The organism is Streptomyces sp. NPDC003697 (genome assembly GCF_053587115.1).
Genome location: NZ_JBSFNN010000029.1, coordinates 19,565 through 37,452 on the forward strand (window position 1 = coordinate 19,565; position 17,888 = coordinate 37,452).

Annotated in this window: 15 protein-coding genes; 9 read left to right on the top strand and 6 right to left on the bottom strand. The window is 73.9% G+C overall.

The genetic code is table 11. From position 1 onward, the window contains the following. Nucleotides 1-5: 5 nt before the first annotated feature. On the bottom strand, nt 6-875 hold the full coding sequence (locus ACWDNY_RS14500) for a diacylglycerol kinase family protein (protein WP_451646075.1): 870 nt from the start codon (nt 873-875) through the stop codon (nt 6-8). A 187-nt stretch (nt 876-1,062) separates the two neighbouring features. On the opposite strand from ACWDNY_RS14500, the gene ACWDNY_RS14505 reads away from it, so the two are divergent. After that, nucleotides 1,063-2,346, top strand: coding sequence for an adenylosuccinate synthase (locus ACWDNY_RS14505; protein ID WP_451646076.1), 1,284 nt, complete (start codon nt 1,063-1,065; stop codon nt 2,344-2,346). 533 nt (nt 2,347-2,879) lie between these two features. Here ACWDNY_RS14505 and ACWDNY_RS14510 read toward each other — a convergent pair. The 3 genes from ACWDNY_RS14510 to ACWDNY_RS14520 form a co-directional block, all read right to left on the bottom strand. Beyond that, a complete protein-coding gene (locus ACWDNY_RS14510) occupies nt 2,880-3,530 on the bottom strand; it encodes a hypothetical protein (RefSeq protein WP_451646077.1) in 651 nt (216 codons plus the stop codon). Nucleotides 3,531-3,775: 245 nt separating this feature from the next. Beyond that, a complete protein-coding gene (locus ACWDNY_RS14515) occupies nt 3,776-4,477 on the bottom strand; it encodes a GntR family transcriptional regulator (protein ID WP_451646078.1) in 702 nt (233 codons plus the stop codon). A gap of 116 nt (nt 4,478-4,593) precedes the next feature. Further along, nucleotides 4,594-5,949 (bottom strand): aminotransferase class III-fold pyridoxal phosphate-dependent enzyme, encoded by a 1,356-nt coding sequence (locus tag ACWDNY_RS14520; protein WP_451646079.1) that lies wholly within the window; start codon nt 5,947-5,949, stop codon nt 4,594-4,596. A gap of 256 nt (nt 5,950-6,205) precedes the next feature. Here ACWDNY_RS14520 and ACWDNY_RS14525 point away from each other — a divergent pair, with 256 nt between their 5' ends. Continuing rightward, complete coding sequence (locus tag ACWDNY_RS14525; protein ID WP_451646080.1) at nt 6,206-8,737, top strand: protein kinase domain-containing protein; 2,532 nt, start codon at nt 6,206-6,208, stop codon at nt 8,735-8,737. A 109-nt stretch (nt 8,738-8,846) separates the two neighbouring features. Here ACWDNY_RS14525 and ACWDNY_RS14530 read toward each other — a convergent pair whose 3' ends face one another. Then, nucleotides 8,847-9,596 carry an SLATT domain-containing protein gene (locus tag ACWDNY_RS14530; RefSeq protein WP_451646081.1) on the bottom strand — a complete coding sequence of 250 codons (750 nt, stop codon included), beginning with the start codon at nt 9,594-9,596 and terminating at the stop codon, nt 8,847-8,849. A 386-nt stretch (nt 9,597-9,982) separates the two neighbouring features. Between ACWDNY_RS14530 and ACWDNY_RS14535 the strand changes: the two genes are divergently transcribed. From ACWDNY_RS14535 to ACWDNY_RS14565, 7 genes are all read left to right on the top strand, one after another. Then, nucleotides 9,983-10,324, top strand: a complete 342-nt coding sequence (locus ACWDNY_RS14535; protein WP_451646082.1) for a YbaB/EbfC family nucleoid-associated protein — start codon at nt 9,983-9,985, stop codon at nt 10,322-10,324. Nucleotides 10,325-10,446: 122 nt separating this feature from the next. Further along, on the top strand, nt 10,447-11,046 hold the full coding sequence (gene recR, locus ACWDNY_RS14540; protein ID WP_451646083.1) for a recombination mediator RecR: 600 nt from the start codon (nt 10,447-10,449) through the stop codon (nt 11,044-11,046). Next, nucleotides 11,039-11,695 (top strand): DUF5063 domain-containing protein, encoded by a 657-nt coding sequence (locus ACWDNY_RS14545; RefSeq protein WP_451646084.1) that lies wholly within the window; start codon nt 11,039-11,041, stop codon nt 11,693-11,695. Before recR ends, ACWDNY_RS14545 begins: the two co-directional genes overlap by 8 nt. A gap of 439 nt (nt 11,696-12,134) precedes the next feature. Next, entirely contained in the window at nt 12,135-13,412 is a 1,278-nt protein-coding gene (locus tag ACWDNY_RS14550) for an aspartate kinase (protein ID WP_451646085.1), read from the top strand. Between the two features lie 52 nt (nt 13,413-13,464). Then, the gene (locus ACWDNY_RS14555) at nt 13,465-14,517 is read left to right on the top strand and encodes an aspartate-semialdehyde dehydrogenase (RefSeq protein ID WP_451646086.1); all 1,053 of its coding nucleotides are present in this window, start codon (nt 13,465-13,467) and stop codon (nt 14,515-14,517) included. A gap of 436 nt (nt 14,518-14,953) precedes the next feature. Then, nucleotides 14,954-15,664 (top strand): SigE family RNA polymerase sigma factor, encoded by a 711-nt coding sequence (locus tag ACWDNY_RS14560; protein ID WP_451646087.1) that lies wholly within the window; start codon nt 14,954-14,956, stop codon nt 15,662-15,664. Beyond that, nucleotides 15,661-16,857, top strand: coding sequence for a hypothetical protein (locus tag ACWDNY_RS14565; protein WP_451646088.1), 1,197 nt, complete (start codon nt 15,661-15,663; stop codon nt 16,855-16,857). Before ACWDNY_RS14560 ends, ACWDNY_RS14565 begins: the two co-directional genes overlap by 4 nt. Nucleotides 16,858-16,924: 67 nt before the next feature. Here ACWDNY_RS14565 and ACWDNY_RS14570 read toward each other — a convergent pair whose 3' ends face one another. Continuing rightward, nucleotides 16,925-17,734, bottom strand: a complete 810-nt coding sequence (locus tag ACWDNY_RS14570) for an SURF1 family protein (protein ID WP_451646089.1) — start codon at nt 17,732-17,734, stop codon at nt 16,925-16,927. Nucleotides 17,735-17,888: the final 154 nt, after the last annotated feature.

The window sequence follows — 17,888 nt, forward strand, 5'->3', positions numbered from 1 at the left end:
CGGCCTCACGACGTCGCCGGCAGCGTCAGAGACCAGGCGCCCTCCCGCACCGTCCACGTCCGCGTGCGGACCGGCCCGGAGACGACCGCGTCGGCCCGGTAGCGGAAGTCCGCCCCCGACACGGTCACCGTCCGCCCCTCGGCCAGCACCGGCGACGCCTCCGCACCCACCGACAGCGGCCGGACCTCCACCTCCGCCACCCCGCGCGCGCCCGGTCTGACCGACACCGCCTCCACCGGATGGTCCAGATCCATCAGCGTCACTCCGTCGACCTCCACCCGCAGCCGGGCGGGCCCGGGCCCGGCGAGCGCCGTCGGCCGGGCCGGGCGGGTCACCCAGGTCCGGACGAGGGACTGGCACGTCCTCAGCCACGGGTGGTGCGGCCCGCCGGCCGCCCCGGCCGGGACCGCCGTCGCGCCCGCCGGCGCCTCCCGCAGCCCGAGCGGCGGAATGCGCAGTGCGCCGAGCACGACCCCGTCGCTGTCGTCGACGAGCAGGTCGAGCCGCCGTTCGGCCCCGTCGAGCACCGCCCGCGCCGCCGCCACCGCGCCGGCCGGCAGACCCAGGGAGCGGGACAGGGCCACGGCGCCCCCGACCGGCACCACCGACAGCGCGCATCCGGCCAGCTCCCGCCGCCGGTGCAGCACGGACACCGCCCGCAGCAGCGCCCGGTCGTCGCCGACCACCACCGGGCGCCGCGAACCCCGCCGCGCGAGGGCGCGGGCGAACTCCTCGGGCCCCTCGGGCAGGCACACCTTCGCGGCCGCGCCCGCGGTGAGCACGTCCTTCGCGATCCGTACGGACTCGCCGTCGGTCCGGCGGGCGACCGGGTCGATGACCACCAGCAACTGGTCGGAAGTCGCCACCTCGGTCATGCCTCGCTTCCTCGGGTAGCATCTTTGTGCAAGAGCCCCTTGCGCGATTGCGCCAGGGGCTTCGTCTATTCCGGGGCATCCGGTCCGACGGTTGTGCGGCCAACGACGGTCGCGACGCACGCGGCGGCGAACACTCCGCGTACGCCCCTGACCTTGGACATGCCCCGCCCGGAAGGGGTGTACGCGCGTGCCCGCACTTGTGCTGCTCGGTGCTCAGTGGGGTGACGAAGGCAAGGGAAAGGCCACCGACCTGCTCGGTGGCTCGGTGGATTATGTGGTGCGCTACCAGGGCGGCAACAACGCCGGCCACACGGTGGTCGTGGGTGACCAGAAGTACGCCCTCCACCTCCTCCCTTCCGGAATCCTGTCTCCCGGTTGTACGCCCGTCATCGGAAACGGCGTCGTCGTCGACCCGTCGGTCCTGCTCTCCGAGCTGAGCGGTCTGAACCAGCGCGGCGTCGACACGTCGAAGCTGCTGATCAGCGGCAACGCGCACGTCATCACGCCGTACAACGTGACCGTCGACAAGGTGACCGAGCGCTTCCTGGGCAAGCGCAAGATCGGCACCACCGGCCGCGGCATCGGCCCGACCTACGCCGACAAGATCAACCGGGTCGGCATCCGCGTGCAGGACCTGTACGACGAGTCGATCCTGACCCAGAAGGTCGAGGCGGCCCTCGACGTCAAGAACCAGATCCTGACCAAGCTGTACAACCGTCGCGCGATCGCCGTGAACCAGGTGGTCGAGGAGCTGCTGGGCTACGCCGCGCAGATCGAGCCGTACGTCGCCGACACCGTGCTGATCCTCAACCAGGCGCTCGACGACGACAAGGTCGTGCTCTTCGAGGGCGGGCAGGGCACGCTGCTGGACATCGACCACGGCACGTACCCCTTCGTGACCTCGTCGAACCCGACCGCGGGCGGTGCCTGCACGGGCACCGGCGTCGGCCCGACCAGGATCAGCCGCGTCATCGGCATCCTGAAGGCCTACACCACCCGCGTCGGCTCCGGTCCCTTCCCGACCGAGCTGTTGGACGAGGACGGTGAGGCGCTGCGCCGCATCGGCGGCGAGCGGGGCGTGACCACGGGCCGCGACCGCCGCTGCGGCTGGTTCGACGCGGTGATCGCCCGCTACGCGACCCGGGTGAACGGCCTGACGGACTTCTTCCTGACCAAGCTCGACGTCCTCACCGGCTGGGAGCAGATCCCGGTCTGCGTGGCGTACGAGATCGACGGCCGGCGGGTCGAGGAGCTGCCCTACTCCCAGACCGACTTCCACCACGCGAAGCCCGTCTACGAGTACCTGCCGGGCTGGCAGGAGGACATCTCCAAGGCCAAGACCTTCGGCGACCTGCCGAAGAACGCCCAGGCGTACGTCAAGGCACTGGAGGAGATGTCCGGTGCGCCGATCTCCGCGATCGGCGTGGGCCCGGGCCGCGACGAGACGATCGAGATCAACTCCTTCGTCTAGTGCCGCGGCGGGCGACGTTCGTCCCGTCGCGACGCCCGGCACGCTCCCCCAAGCTCTCGGCTCCGCTCGAGCAGGGGGTACCCCCACCCAAGCTCTCGGCTCCGCTCGAGCAGGGGGTACCCCCACCCAAGCTCTCGGCTCCGCTCGAGCAGGGGGTACCCCCTCTCGCCGCACCGGCCGGAAGCCCGAGTACATCCCGTACGAGGGCGTCCGGCCGGCACGCCGGGAGCACGCATCGGACGCCGCTCCTCGACGGGCAGACGTCGCCTGCCGCGGCACCAGGGAGCTCGGGCGTGCGGCGCTGCGGCGCTCCCGGGTTCCGGTGGTCCGCCCTCGGGCGCTTCGGCGTCCCGCGCACCTCGTGCACCACGCCCCCGTCCGGCTTCTGCCGCGGCGGGGGCGGCGCCGTTCCGGGGCGGCGACGGTGGGGCGGGGCCGGGAGCGGCCGTCTGTCGCCCTCGTTCCCGGGGGCCGGCGCGGGGCACGGGGTGCCCGATGGCGGGCTCCGGGCGGCGAGTGGCGGTTTCCCCGGCTCAGCTGAAGACGATCATCGAGCCCTGGGCCAGGCTGCGCGTCGCCGCCGCGTGCAGACCGAGCCACACGTACCGTTCGCGGGCGAAGGGGCTGGGGTCGTACGGCGCGGGCGCGGCAGGCTGCTCCAGCTCCGTGGGGCCCGGCGGGGGCGCGGGGGCCGCCGGGGGGTTGGCCGGGTCGATGCCGATGGCCGGGGCGACGAGCTCCAGCTCCCTCAGCAGGGCCTGGGAGGAGCCCAAAGGGCCGCCGCCGGCGAGGAGTTCGTCGTTGGACAGCGGATGCGGGAAGTCGAGGGGGACGTAGGCGCCCGCGTGGTCGTAGTGCCAGACGAGGTGGGACTGCTGCGCGGTCGTCTCGAACATCTCGAGCAACTGCTCATAGTCCCCGCCGAGTTCGTCCACCGGGGTCAGCGGAAGGCCGCACAGCTGGAGCAGGTGGGCACGGCGCAGGAAGTGCAGTGCGTCGTAGTCGAAGCCGGCCACCGGCGCCACCTCGCCGGTCAGACCCGGCATGTACTGGTAGACCGGCACCGGCGGGAGCCCGTTCTCGGTCAGCACCTTGTTGTACTGGGCGAGTTCCTCGGCGAACGGGTTGTCGGGGGTGTGGCACAACACGTCGACGAGCGGTACCAGCCACAGGTCACAGGCCAAGGAGGGCTCCTCGCGTAGGGCAGAGCGGAGTTGTCTTCGGCGGTCGGAGGAGTAGAAGCCTAGTCGGTGCGGCGCGGCTCGGCCTCTCCCCGTGCTGGTCCCCTGCCCACCCGCCCGCGGGTCTCCTGCCCACCCCTCGCGGGCTGCTTGCCCACCCGCCCGCGGGACCCGTGTCCAGCCGCTCGCCGGTGCGCCTTCCGGCCGTTCCCCGGTCCGCCGGCCGCCGGACGGGTGACCGCCCGCGGTCAGCCGTCCCCCAGTCGCTCGACGAGGGCGAGGGCGTGCGCGTTGTAGGCGGCGACCGCCGCACGGGCGGTCACGGTGTCGCGGCGCACCAGGGCGTCGACGAGTCCGGTGTACCCGGACCACAGCAGGCCGCGCAGGTCGGTCATGCGGCGCAGGTGCTGCACCAGGCACACCCAGGACTGCACGCGCATGCGGTGCAGGAAGTCGGTGAGGTAGGCGTTGCCGAACAGGACGCCCAGCTCGCGCCAGAAGCGCAGGTCGTAACCGATGAGGACGGTCAGGTCGCCGGCGGCGGCGGCGCGCTGCGCCTCCTCGCCGCGCCGGCGCACCCCGGCGAGGGTGGCCGTGGTGCACGGGTCCCGCGGGTCGCGCAGGGCCGCGTGAGCGTCGTCGAGGCAGCGGAACATGCCGTCCGTGACCAGGCTGCGGGCCTCGATCATCTCCCGGAAGTCGGCGAGGGAGTACTCGCGCACGCGGAACCCGCGATGCTGGTCGGCCTCCAGCAGGCCCTGGGCGGAGAGGTCGACGAGGGCCTCGCGGACGGGGGTCGCCGACACCCCGTACTGCTCGGCGATCTCCTTGACCGTGAACTCCTGCCCCGGCTGGAGCCGCCCGGCCAGGACCTCGTCCCGCAGCGCGTCGGCGATCTGCTGGCGCAGGGTGCTGCGCGTCACGGCACCGGTGCCGCTGTTGCCGGGCATGGTCGGGGCGTCTCCTCGCGCGTGCGGATGGCGTGCTCGTACGTCTACGTCCACGTCTACGAGCACGCCACCTTACGCGTTCGATTTTCGCCCGGGCCGGGGCGTGCGGGCACCCGTCACACGGTGTGCTCGTCGGCCACGGACAGCGCCGCGTCCAGGGCCGCCAGGCCCTCCTTCAGCTCCGCCTCGGTCGCGTTGCACGGCGGCACGACGTGCGTGCGGTTCATGTTCACGAACGGCCACAGGCCGTTCGCCTTGGCCGCGCCCGCGAACGCCGCCATCGGCGCGTTGGCCTCACCGGCCGCGTTGTACGGCACCAGCGGCTCCCGGGTCTCCCGGTTCCGCACCAGCTCCAGGGCCCAGAACATGCCCACGCCGCGCACTTCGCCGACCGACGGGTGCCGGTCGGCCAGCGCCCGCAGCCCGGGCTCCAGGACGTCGGCGCCGAGCCGCTTCGCGTTCTCGACGACGCCCTCCTCCGCCATCGCATTGATCGTCGCGACGGCGGCCCCGCACGCCAGCGGATGCCCGGAGTAGGTCAGGCCACCGGGGTAGGGCCGCTTGCCGAACGTCTCGGCGATCTTCCCGGAGATCGCCACACCGCCCAGCGGCACGTATCCGGAGTTGACCCCCTTGGCGAAGGTCATCAGGTCAGGCACCACGTCGAACAGGTCCGCCGCGAACCACTCACCGGTCCGCCCGAACCCGGCCATGACCTCGTCCAGGACGAAGACGATCCCGTGCTTGTCGCACAGCTCGCGCACCCCGGCCAGATAGCCGGCGGGCGGCATCATGATCCCCGCCGTGCCCGGCACGGTCTCCAGGACGACGGCCGCGATCGTCCCCGGCCCCTCGAAGGCGATGGTCGTCTCCAGGTGCTCCAGCGCCCGGGCGCACTCCTGCTCCTCGGTCTCGGCGTAGAAGCGCGAGCGGTACAGGAACGGCGCCCAGAAGTGCACCACGCCGGCCGTGCCGCTGTCGGAGGCCCAGCGCCGCGGGTCGCCGGTGACGTTCACCGCCTGCTGGGTGCCGCCGTGGTACGAGCGGTACGCCGACAGCACCTTGGGCCGGCCGGTGTGCAGCCGGGCCATCCGCACCGCGTGCTCGACGGCGTCCGCGCCGCCGTTGGTGAAGAAGATCTTGTCCAGGTCGCCCGGCGTCCGCTCGGCGATCAGCCGCGCCGCCTCCGACCGCGCCTCGACGGCGAACGCCGGCGCGAACGTCGTCATTCTCGCGGCCTGCTCCTGGATCGCGGCGACGACCTTCGGGTGCTGGTAGCCGATGTTGGTGAAGACGAGGCCGCTGGTGAAGTCCAGGTAGCGCCTGCCGTCGTAGTCCCAGAAGTACGAACCCTCCGCGCCGGCCACGGCCAGGGGGTCGATGAGCTCCTGCGCGGACCAGGAGTGGAACACGTGCGCACGGTCGGCGGCCTTGACGGCCGCTCCGGCTGCGGGATTCGGCTGAGGGGTCATGCGGCGAGCGTAGGTGTCCGGCATACGGACTCGATATCGGCGTCCTGTCTGCGGTCCCGGGCATTCCACGACAGGTTGTCGAGAGGCGCGGCCGGACGGGCGGCGGACCCGTCCGTGCCGTAACGGCACGGACCCGTCCGTGCCGTTACGCAACCGTAGACGGCGGTCCGGCTCGTCCGGCCGCTCCCCCGCACTATCCTCTGGCTGTTGCGCGGGGGCGCTTCGGGGGATGTTGTCGGGGGGAGGCGGCGCGGCCGTGGAGAATCTCGGGGCCGGCGATCCGCAGCGGATCGGTGCGTACCGGTTGTTGGCGCGGCTCGGGGCCGGCGGCATGGGACAGGTGTACCTGGCCCGGTCCGGCCGGGGGCGGACCGTCGCGGTCAAGCTGGTGCGGCGCGAGCTGGCCGAGCAGGAGGAGTTCCGGGCGCGGTTCCGCCAGGAGGTGCAGGCCGCGCGGCGCGTCGGCGGGTACTGGACGGCGCCCGTCCTGGACGCGGACACCGAGGCCCCCGTGCCGTGGGTGGCCACCGGGTACGTCGCCGGGCCCAGCCTCCAGCAGGTGGTCGGGCACGACCACGGCCCGCTGCCGGAACGGTCCGTGCGCATCCTCGCCGCCGGTCTCGCCCACGCGCTGGCGGACATCCACGCCGCCGGGCTCGTCCACCGCGACCTCAAGCCGTCCAACGTGCTGGTCACGATCGACGGACCGCGCGTCATCGACTTCGGCATCGCGCGGGCGCTGGAGACCGTCACGGACGGCGGCCTCACGCGCACCGGCGCCCTGGTCGGGTCGCCGGGCTTCATGGCGCCCGAGCAGGTGCGGGGCGACCGGATCACCCCGGCGTGCGACGTCTTCTGCCTTGGATCCGTCCTCGCCTACGCCGCGACCGGCGTCCTGCCCTTCGGCGGTGCCGACGACGGCGCGCACGCACTGATGTTCCGCATCGCCGAGGAGACGCCCACCCTGGAGTCGGTGCCCGAGGGCATCGCCGACCTCGTGCGCGCCTGCCTCAAGAAGGACCCGGCCGCCCGGCCGACGCTGCGCCAGATCCTCCAGCGCACGGGCGCCGAGGACACGGTGGCGGACGGCCGGTCCCGCGACCCGTGGCTGCCGGGCGCGCTGGTCGCGCAGCTGGGGCGGCACGCCGTGCGGCTGCTGGACGCCGAGAACCCGGAGGAGCCGGGGCAGGGGACCGAGCCCGGCGCCACCGACCCGGCCCCGCTGCCCGCGGGCGCTCCGGGCGTGCCGGGCGGGGGCGCGGGGGTTGCCGCGGGCGGACCGGGCGTTCCGGGCGGGGGCGCGGGGGTTGTCGCGGGCGGACCGGAGTCCCCCGGGACGGGCCTCGCCGCGGACGCCGGAGCTGCGGCCGGCGTGGCGGGTGCTGGGGTTGATGCCGGCGGGGCGGGTGCGGGAGCGCGTGCCGCAGCCGCCGGTGCCGGAGCCGGGACGCATGCGGCGGTCGCCGCGGGAGCCGCATCCGCCGGTGGCGGTGGCGGTGGCGCGGCCGAGGCCGGAGCCGACGGGGCGGGTGCCGCGGTCGCCGCGGACGGCGCAGGGACACGTGGCGCTGTCCCGGGCACTCTTCCGGCGGCCCCAGGGGCGCCCGGGGCGCCCGCGCCGGCCGGGTCCGCCTCCGTGACACCCGCCGCCGCCACCCCGGGGAACCCGGGAGCCGGTCCGCGGCATCCCGCCGACGGGGGAGTGCCCGCCACCGTCGCGGGCGGCCCCGCCGGAGGTCAGCAGCACGCGCCTGGCGCCGATCCGTCCGCCGCCGTCCAGGCGGCCCCGGAGCACGCGCAGGCCGCCGGTGCCTCCGTACCCGGTCCGCCGCCCACCGGGCATCCGGGCGGCGCGGGTCCCGCCCGGACGGACCACCTCCCCACCGTGGTCGCGGGCCCCGCACCACCACCGGGCCCGGCGCCCACCCACCCCGCCTACGGCCATCCGCAGCAGCCCGCCGCCCACGGCCACCCGCCGCAGGCGGCCTACGGCCACCAGCCGCAGCCCGCCGCCTACGGCTACCCGCCGCCTGCCGCCTACGGCTACCCGCAGCACCCCGGTGGCTGGTCCGCGCGGTCCGGAACGCCGGCGCCGCACCCGTACGGCGGTCTCGGCCCGACCCCGCCGTACGGGCCGCCACCGGTCGGCTCCACCCCGCCGTACGGACCGACCCCTCTGCCGGCCCCGGAGCCCCGGCGCGCGGACCGGCGCTCCACCGCGCTGCTGGTCGCGGTCGCGCTGGTCGTCGCGGTCGGCGCGGGCGGCTCGGTGTACGCGCTGATGAGGGGCGGGGACGGCAACGACCGGGGCAGCGGCCGCCCCGGCCCGTCGCCGACCGCCGGCGCGCCCACGACCCCGGGTTCGCCGGACGCGGAGCCGTCCCCGGCGGCCTCGTCACAGGAGTCCGTCTCCCCGTCCGCGTCACCGTCCGGGGGTGCGGTCCCCGCCGGATACGTCGGCACCTGGACGGCGACGATCGACAACGCGAGCGGGGTGAACACCCGCCTACTGGTCATCACTCAGGGCGAGGTCGGCGACAGCGTCCTCACCCTGGTCGCCGAAGGACCCTCCGGCTCCGGCACCTACCACTGCGAGTTCACGGCCCGGCTCACCCGGCAGCCCACCGCCGGCGGGTCCTTGCAGATCGGTCCGTCCACGGTCACGGCCGGCGAGCCGCGTTCGTCGTGCACCCCGGGCGCCGCCACGGAGGTCACCCTCCTGCCGGACGGCAGCCTGGAGCGGGTGAACACGAGCAACGGCGAGAAGCTGACGTACACCAGGCAGTGACGCACCCGGCGCAGTCCTCAGGCAGTGGCGCACCCGGGGACCGCGCCGAGCGCCCTCGTGGGGCACCCGGCCGCACCGCGGGGCAGCCGCCCGGGAGCCGCAGACGCGGTCACCTCGGCTCCGGCGGCCGCTGCCGAGGCATGTTCGGCCGGGCACCCCCGGGCACGAAGGGCGGCCGCCCGTGCGCACCGCCCGTCTCCGCGGGCCGGCCCCCGCCCCTCACCGACGACTGCGGTCCCATCGGTGCCGCCCCGATCCGGAACTGCACCATCCAGTCCGCCGTCTCCGCCCGGACCAGCTCCGTCACGTCCTCCGAGAACCGCCGCAGCACCCCGAGACACCGCTCCGCCGCCTCGCTCGCCGTGCCCTCGGCCGGACCCAGCACCTCCCGCACGCTCTCGGAGGCCCAGTCGAACTGCAGCACCTGCAACCGCCGCTGCACGGCCTGCGCGGTCGCCACGTCCCTCGTCCATCCCGAGGTCACCCCGAAGAACCGGTCGGCCCCCACGCACGCCACGGACAGCAGCAACGCCAGATACCCCCAGGGCGCCAGCCCGCCGGCCACCCCGGTGAGGTCGAGCAACGGCAGCGCCGCTCCGGCGACCGCTCCCACCGCGGCGCCGCACCGCAGCACGCGGGCGCCGCGCCGCTTCCGCGCGCGGTCCGCCAGGTACCAGGCCACCGTGTCCAGAGCGCCGCGCTCCACCCACCGGTACAGCTCCTCCAGCCGCTCCGCCGGCTCGCCCCAGTCGCCGTGCGGGAAGGGCCGTCCGGTCAGGTCGCCCGGCCGTGGGCCGGCCGCCCCCTCGCCGCGCCCGTCCTGTCGCCGGCCCTCGCGCTCCCTCTCGGGCTGACCCACCCGGCACTCCCTCACGATCGCGCTGCGTGACGCTGGTACGGCTGAACGGCGGCCCCACCGGCCCCACGGCCGGCGTGGCCGCACGGCGGCGGCGCGCCGCGCCGCTGCACGACGGCGACGCCGGGCCGCCGCCCCCACCGCCGTACGGCATCCGGTGTGGCACCCGACGCTGCCGCGCCGGACCCTTCCTACCGCCCAATGGGTGGCAAAGGGGGCGACTTCGGCGCTCATCCGCCCGGACGTGCGCCTTGATCAGGTATAGGGCCCGGCCCCGACTCACCCGAAAGAGTGGCAGGGCGCTGCCCGCGTGGACCACGTAGGCTCGTGGCAGCGGGGAGTCCCGACCCACCCCGCCCCGGACAGTCGTACGAAAGCAGGAGCCGATCGTGATTCCCGGTGGTGGCCAGCCCAACATGCAGCAGCTGCTCCAGCAGGCCCAGAAGATGCAGCAGGACCTGCAGCGGGCCCAGGAGGAGCTGGCGCGGACCGAGGTCGAGGGACAGGCGGGCGGCGGTCTGGTGAAGGCCACCGTCACCGGCGCCGGTGAGCTGCGGGCGCTGAAGATCGACCCCGGGGCGGTGGACCCGGAGGACACCGAGACCCTCGCCGACCTGATCGTCGCGGCCGTGCAGGCGGCCAACGAGAACGCGCAGGCCCTCCAGGAGCAGAAGCTGGGCCCGCTGGCCCAGGGCCTGGGCGGGGGCGGCATCCCCGGCCTCCCCTTCTGAGGTTCGCCTCCGCGCGTCCCGGCCGCCGTCTTCCTCCGGCAGGCGGCGGCCGACTACCGTACGTACTACAAGCGGTGTGTGCGGGACCCATCCGCACCCACCCGAACAAGGAAGGCAGTCCGTTGTACGAAGGCGTGGTCCAGGACCTCATCGACGAGCTGGGGCGGCTGCCCGGCGTCGGTCCCAAGAGCGCCCAGCGGATCGCCTTCCACATCCTCCAGGCCGAACCGACGGACGTACGGCGGCTCGCGCACGCCCTGCTCGAGGTGAAGGCGAAGGTCCGCTTCTGCGCCACCTGCGGCAACGTGGCGCAGGAGGAGCTGTGCGCGATCTGCCGCGACAGCCGCCGGGACCCCTCGGTCATCTGCGTGGTGGAGGAGCCCAAGGACGTCGTCGCCATCGAGCGCACGCGCGAGTTCCGGGGGCGCTACCACGTCCTCGGCGGCGCGATCAGCCCGATCGAGGGCGTCGGCCCGGACGACCTGCGCATCAGGGAACTCCTGGCCCGCCTCGCGGACGGCACGGTCACCGAGCTGATCCTGGCCACGGACCCGAACCTCGAGGGCGAAGCGACGGCGACGTACCTCGCCCGCATGATCAAGCCCATGGGCCTGAAGGTCACCCGCCTGGCCAGCGGCCTCCCGGTGGGTGGCGACCTGGAGTACGCGGACGAGGTCACCCTCGGCCGCGCCTTCGAGGGGAGACGACTGCTAGATGTCTGACGCCACGCTGCACGCCGCCAACCGCAACCCGGACGACTTCGCGGTCCAGATCGCGGACCAGATCGAGAGCTTCCTGGTCGCGGTCACGGAGATCGCCAGGGGGGACGAACCCGACTCGGCGGTGCCCTTCCTGCTGCTGGAGGTGTCCCAGCTGCTGCTGGCCGGCGGGCGTCTGGGCGCGCACGCGGACATCCTCCCCGACGAGCGCTACGAGCCCGACATCGGTCCCGAGCAGGACGTCGACCAGCTCCGCGAGAACCTCGCCCGCCTGCTGGAGCCGATCGACGTCTACTCCGAGGTCTTCGACCCCTACGAGCCCCGCCGGGCTCCCGTCCCCGCCCGGATCTCCGACGACCTGGCGGACGTCGTCACCGACCTGCGGCACGGCATGTCCCACTACCGCGCGGGCCGCGTCACCGAGGCCCTGTGGTGGTGGCAGTTCTCCTACTTCTCGAACTGGGGCTCCACCGCCTCCGCGACGCTGCGCGCCCTGCAGTCCCTGGTCGCCCACGTCCGTCTGAACCAGCCCCTGGAGGAGCTGGACGGCCTGGACACCGACCAGGGCCTGGGCGACGACACCCTGGAGTTCGAGGCCGGCCGGGTCATGGCCCAGGAGATCGGAACCCTGGGCCTGCACGTGCCGCAGTAGCGGGGCAGCAGGGCGCTGCAGAGACGGGACGAATCGCCGACGCGGGTGGCGACGGCCTCGGCGCTTCGTCCGCGCAGCTCTTCGACCTGTCGTGGTCGGAGAGCTCCTGCGCCGTCAGCTCGTTGTCCGCACAACCGGGGTGACGGAAAGTCAGGTATGACTGCGGCGCCTCCCCGGGCAGTGCTCCGGGACTGCGTGCCCGACAGGGCGGACACAGGGGGGCGGAGGAGCGGAAAGTCCGGTCGCATCCAGGGCCGTGTGACCCCGGGCACTTTTCGCGTGGCCGTTCCGCGGGGTGGGCATGTGCCGTCCTGGAAAGCGGGCGCCGGACATCTCACCATGCGATATCGCCGAGGTGGATTTCGGACGCTCGATAGACTGAGCCGACCGCACTGCATTCGCGTATGTGCGACCGAGACGGACTGAGCGAGGAGCGCACGTGGGCCTTGTCGTGCAGAAGTACGGAGGCTCCTCCGTAGCCGATGCCGAGGGCATCAAGCGCGTCGCCAAGCGGATCGTGGAAGCGAAGAAGAACGGCAACCAGGTGGTTGTCGTCGTTTCCGCGATGGGCGACACGACGGACGAGCTGATCGATCTCGCCGAGCAGGTATCCCCGATCCCTGCCGGCCGCGAGCTCGACATGCTGCTGACCGCCGGGGAGCGGATCTCCATGGCCCTGCTGGCCATGGCGATCAAGAACCTGGGTCACAAGGCCCAGTCGTTCACCGGCAGCCAGGCAGGTGTCATCACCGACTCGGTCCACAACAAAGCCCGGATCATCGACGTCACCCCGGGCCGCATCCGGACCGCGCTGGACGAGGGCAACATCGCCATCGTCGCCGGCTTCCAGGGTGTCAGCCAGGACAAGAAGGACATCACGACCCTCGGTCGCGGTGGCTCCGACACCACCGCCGTGGCCCTCGCGGCCGCCCTCGACGCCGAGGTCTGCGAGATCTACACGGACGTGGACGGCGTGTTCACCGCCGACCCGCGCGTGGTGAAGAAGGCCCGGAAGATCGACTGGATCTCCTTCGAGGACATGCTGGAGCTGGCCGCGTCCGGCTCCAAGGTGCTGCTCCACCGCTGCGTGGAGTACGCCCGCCGGTACAACATCCCGATCCACGTCCGCTCCTCCTTCAGCGGGCTGCAGGGCACGTGGGTCAGCAGCGAGCCGATCGAGCAAGGGGACATGCAGGTGGAGCAGGCCATCATCTCCGGTGTCGCGCACGACACCTCCGAGGCCAAGATCACGGTGGTCGGCGTGCCGGACAAGCCGGGAGAGGCCGCCTCGATCTTCCGCACGATCGCCGACGCCGAGATCAACATCGACATGGTCGTGCAGAACGTGTCCGCCGCCGCCACGGGCCTGACGGACATCTCCTTCACCCTGCCGAAGGCCGAGGGCCGCAAGGCCATCGACGCACTGGAGAAGAACCGGTCCGGCATCGGTTTCGACTCCCTGCGCTACGACGACCAGATCGGCAAGATCTCCCTGGTCGGCGCCGGGATGAAGACCAACCCGGGAGTCACGGCGGACTTCTTCACCGCACTGTCCGACGCCGGCGTGAACATCGAGCTGATCTCGACCTCCGAGATCCGCATCTCGGTCGTCACGCGCAAGGACGACGTGCCGGAGGCCGTGCGTGCCGTGCACACCGCCTTCGGGCTCGACTCCGACAGCGACGAGGCCGTCGTCTACGGGGGCACCGGACGATGACGTCCCCCCGGCAGCGGGCGCTGAGCGCCCCCTCGCGCGGAGGCGTCCGGCGATGACCGCCCGACCGGCGCTCGCGGTCGTGGGAGCGACCGGGGCCGTCGGCACGGTCCTGCGCCAGATCCTGTCCCAGCACGCGGACATCTGGGGCGAGATCCGCCTGATCGCCTCGCCGCGCTCGGCCGGCCGCAAGCTGGCCGTGCGCGGGGAGGAGGCCGAGGTCGTCGCCCTCGCCGAGGAAGCCCTCGACGGGATCGACGTCGCCCTTTTCGGCGTGCCCGACGAGGTGGCCGCGCGGTGGGCGCCGGTCGCCGCCGCCAAGGGCGCGGTGGTGGTCGACACCTCCGCGGCGTTCCGGATGGACCCGGACGTGCCGCTCGTCGTACCCGAGGTGAACCCGCACGCCGCCCGGCGGCGGCCGCGCGGCATCGTCGCGGGCCCGGGCTGCACGACGCTGTCCATGATCGTGACGCTCGGCGCCCTGCACGCCGAGTTCGGGCTGCGCGCTCTGGTGGTCTCCGCCTACCAGGCCGCGAGCGGGGCGGGGCGCGCGGGCGTGGAGACCCTGCGCCGGCAGTTGTCCCTGGTCGCCGGTACGGAGCTGGGCACCAGCCCCGGTGACGTGCGGCGGGCCGTCGGGGACGACACCGGGCCCTTCCCGGAGCCGGTCGCGCTGAACGTCGTGCCGTGGGCCGGCTCGCTGTGCCCGGAAGGCTGGTCGTCGGAGGAGATGCGGGTGCGGGAGGAGTCTCGCAAGGTCCTAGGGCTGCCCCGGCTCCCGGTCGCCGTGACGTGTGTGCGCGTCCCGGTGGTCACCGCTCACTCGCTCACCCTGCACGCCCGCTTCGAGGACGAGGTCACCGTCGACAGGGCCCGCGAGATCCTCGCCACGGCACCCGGGGTCGTCCTGTACGACGACCCGGCGGCCGGCGAGTTCCCCACCCCCGCCGACGTGGTGGGCACGGACCCGACGTGGGTCGGGCGGGTGCGGCGGGCGCTGGACGACCCGACGGCGCTCGAACTTTTCGTTTGCGGTGACAATCTGCGCAAGGGCGCGGCGCTGAACGCGGCCCAGATCGCGGAGCTCCTGGCGGCCGAGTCGGCGTGATCCGCCCGGCCCGGGAGCGCGGACCGCGCGCGCCCGCCGCCAGGATTGGGGGGGTCTCGGGCGACTACCGTCCGGTAAAACTCCTGGTTACCGCTGATACGTTTGTAGGATCTCGGTCAAGGAATGTGAAGCGGCCGGTGGCCCGGGCCACTTGATCCGCGTCGCCTCGGCGTCCGAAGATTTCCCTCCCCGTCTTTCGCAACCGCGCGAAGGGCGGGGAGCGTCTTTGCGGACGCCCGTCGGGGGCGTGGGGACGCTGCGGGACGTGGGGACGGCCCGAGCATTCAGGACACAGGGGAAGAGCGGGACACATGAGTGCACTTGGGGCACCGTCCGTGGTGCCGGCGGGCACGCGCACGTGGTCGGCCGCGTCGATCGGCGCAAAAGTGATGCCCGGCACGTACAACCCCTGCGGGGGCAGACGTGTCCAACTGGCGTGGCAGAGGTACTCGACTTCTCCCCCGCCCTCGGCTCCGCCGGGGCGGGAGGACTTCCCCTGGCGGCCCGCGGCACGGCCCTCCGGCCGCCCCGCGGGGCGCTCCGCCCCCGCATGCCCGGGGCGCCCGGCGGCATGCCGGTGATCGCGCCCATGCCCGCTGCGCGGCCCGCCCGCATACCGAACCAGCGTGACGGCGCCGAGGAGACCGTGGCGGCCGGCACCACCGTCGACCACCTCACCGAGACGTATCGCGCCCACTACCGCTCGCTCCTGGGTCTCGCGGCCCTGCTCCTGGACGACACCGCCTCCTGCGAGGACGTCGTGCAGGAGGCCTTCATCCGCGTGCACTCGGCGCGCAAGCGGGTCCGCGACCCCGAGAAGACGCTCGCCTACCTGCGGCAGACCGTCGTGAACCTCTCCCGCTCGGCCCTGCGCCGGCGCATCCTCGGCCTGAAGCTGCTCTCCAAGCCGATGCCGGACATGGCGAGCGCCGAGGAGGGGGCCTACGACCAGCTCGAGCGCGACTCGCTGATCAAGGCGATGAAGGGGCTCCAGCGCCGGCAGCGCGAGGTGCTGGTGCTGCGCTACTTCGCGGACCTGACCGAGGCCCAGGTCGCCGAGACCCTCGGCATCTCGCTGGGCTCGGTCAAGGCGTACGGCTCCCGTGGCATAGCCGCACTGCGGATCGCCATGGAGGCGCGGGCATGAGCGCGAACGGCGAGGAGCGGCGGCCGCGCGAGCAGCGCGACCCCGCCGACACCGCCCGGACGCCCGGGCCCGCCCCCGTGGACGAGGCCGGGGCCCCGCGGCCGCACGAGCAAGAGCACACGCAATCGCACGCTGGGAACGACACCGTGAACCACAGCCCCGACGAAATGGACCTCGAGGGGTTCGACTCGGACGAGCTGGCCCTGCGCAGGCTGCTGCACCAGGCGGTCGAGGACATCGCCCCGAGCGACGGAACGCTGGACCATCTCCGGCGCGCGGTGCCCGCCCGGCGGGCCCGCAAGCGGCAGGCAGCCGTCGGCATGGCGGCCGCCGCGCTGTTCGTCGGCACCGCCGTCCCGGCCCTGGTGCACGTCTCGAACTCCACCGGGTCCACCGCCAGCCCCGCCATCGCCGGCCAGGCCTCGCAGGCCCAGGGCGGCACGAGCGAGGGCGGGGGACCGGACGGCGGACCGCGCGCCACGGGCGGCCCCGACGGCAAGTCCACCGACAAGGACCGGGACGGCACCGGGGACGGCCGGAAGGGGGACAGGCGCGCCGGGACCGGCGGCGGTTCCGGCGGCGGCACGGACGACCCCTCCGCCTCACAGGGCGGCGCCCCCGCGTGCACGTCCGCGCAGCTCGGCTCCGCCTCGGCGACGGTCGCCCCGCCCGACTCGGCGGGCGCCGTCTACGGCACCTTCCGGATCGGCAACGTCTCCTCGCGGAGCTGCACCGTCGGCGGCACCGGCACCGTGAGCACCCTCCCGCAGGGTGCGGCGGACCCCGGCAGCATCAGCGTCCTGGCCCACACCTCGGGGGACGCCGCGGCCGGACTGCCCGACCCGTCCACCGAGGTGCCGGGGCTCGTCCTGAAGCCCGGTGCGTCGTACGTGGTGAAGTTCGCCTGGGTGCCCTCGCAGACCTGCCCCACCACGGGCGGCGGCACCACCGGCGGCACCGCCACCGAGGGCCCCTCGCCCGATCCGTCGCCGAGCCAGCCGGTGAGCTCCGGCGGCGGTGCGACCTCGTCGGGCGAGACGGGCACCACCACCCAGCTGGTCCAGGACGGCCCGGCGGACGGCGGCGTCGTGGTGTCGTACACCGCGGACGGGGGCGCCCCGACGGTCTCGGCGACGGTGTCCAACGCGTGCGCGGGGACGGTGTACCGGACCGGAGTGCTCACGGCGTCCTGAACGGCGGCGCGGGCCGGCCGGGCGGGTCCGGAGCCGCACCGGCCTCCGGGCCCCGCAGGCGGCCGGCTCAGACGCCGGACGGGCTCTTCGGGGCGGGGCCGGCCGCGGCGGCCTCGTCCGGCACCAGGCCCAGCTCCGCGTCCCGCGCGTACTCCGCCTCGCGCCGAACCAGCCGGAACCACATGAAGACCACGAACCCGGCGAACACGAACCACTCACCGGTGTAGCCGAGGTTCTGGAACGCCTTCAGGTCCAGTCCGGTGTTCTGCGGCGCGCTCGCCGGCACCGCCGTCATCCCGGAGTCGGCGTGGTCGAGGGTGACCCACGCGTCGTAGACGTCGTACGGCACGAGGTTGACCAGCGACGCCGCGCTGATCGCCGCGGTCTGCCCGGCCGGCAGCCCGCCCCTGGCGCTCACGCCGTTCTCGCCCGGCGTCTCCGACGCCTGGAGCGCACCGGTGACCGTGACCTCGCCGGCCGGCGGGGCCGGGGCCTTCGCCGCGTCCGCGGTCCCGGGCAGCCAGCCGCGCACGACCGGCAGGGCCTTGCCGGAGCCGTCGGTGCGCAGCAGCGTCAGCACGTAGTAGCCCCGCTTGCCGTCCAGCTCGCGGTCCGGGACCAGCAGCTGCATGCCGTACCGGCCGGTGGCCGTGGCCCGCCTCCCGGAGGTCCGCTTGTCCACAGGCAGCAGCTGCGCCAGTGGACGCGCCGCCTCCGAGCGGTTCGAGGCGGCCTGCTCGTTCGTGGCCCGGTGCTCCTGCACCCGGTCCTCGAAGCGGCCGAGCTGCCAGGTCCCCATGAACACGCAGAAGGGGATGGCGAGCAGCACGAAGACGTTGATGCCCCACCAGCGGGGCGTCAGCAGGAACCGGTACACGCCCTCAACGGTACGCACTGCGCGGCACGCACCGGCCGCGGGGTGGGACCGGAGGCTGTCGCGCAGGCGTTCGAGGCGTACGGCATGGGCGCCCGCCCCGGTGGGGCGTGTCGGGGTGCTCCGCCCGGGCGCGTCCGGGTGCGCCCCGGCGGGG

Coding starts and splice junctions, on each gene's coding strand:
- ACWDNY_RS14555 (WP_451646086.1), top strand. CDS start 13,465: ATGACCGCCCGACCGGCGCTCGCGGTCGTGGGAGCGACCGGGGCCGTC.
- ACWDNY_RS14515 (WP_451646078.1), bottom strand. CDS start 4,477: ATGCCCGGCAACAGCGGCACCGGTGCCGTGACGCGCAGCACCCTGCGC.
- ACWDNY_RS14565 (WP_451646088.1), top strand. CDS start 15,661: ATGAGCGCGAACGGCGAGGAGCGGCGGCCGCGCGAGCAGCGCGACCCC.
- ACWDNY_RS14520 (WP_451646079.1), bottom strand. CDS start 5,949: ATGACCCCTCAGCCGAATCCCGCAGCCGGAGCGGCCGTCAAGGCCGCC.
- ACWDNY_RS14545 (WP_451646084.1), top strand. CDS start 11,039: ATGTCTGACGCCACGCTGCACGCCGCCAACCGCAACCCGGACGACTTC.
- ACWDNY_RS14500 (WP_451646075.1), bottom strand. CDS start 875: ATGACCGAGGTGGCGACTTCCGACCAGTTGCTGGTGGTCATCGACCCG.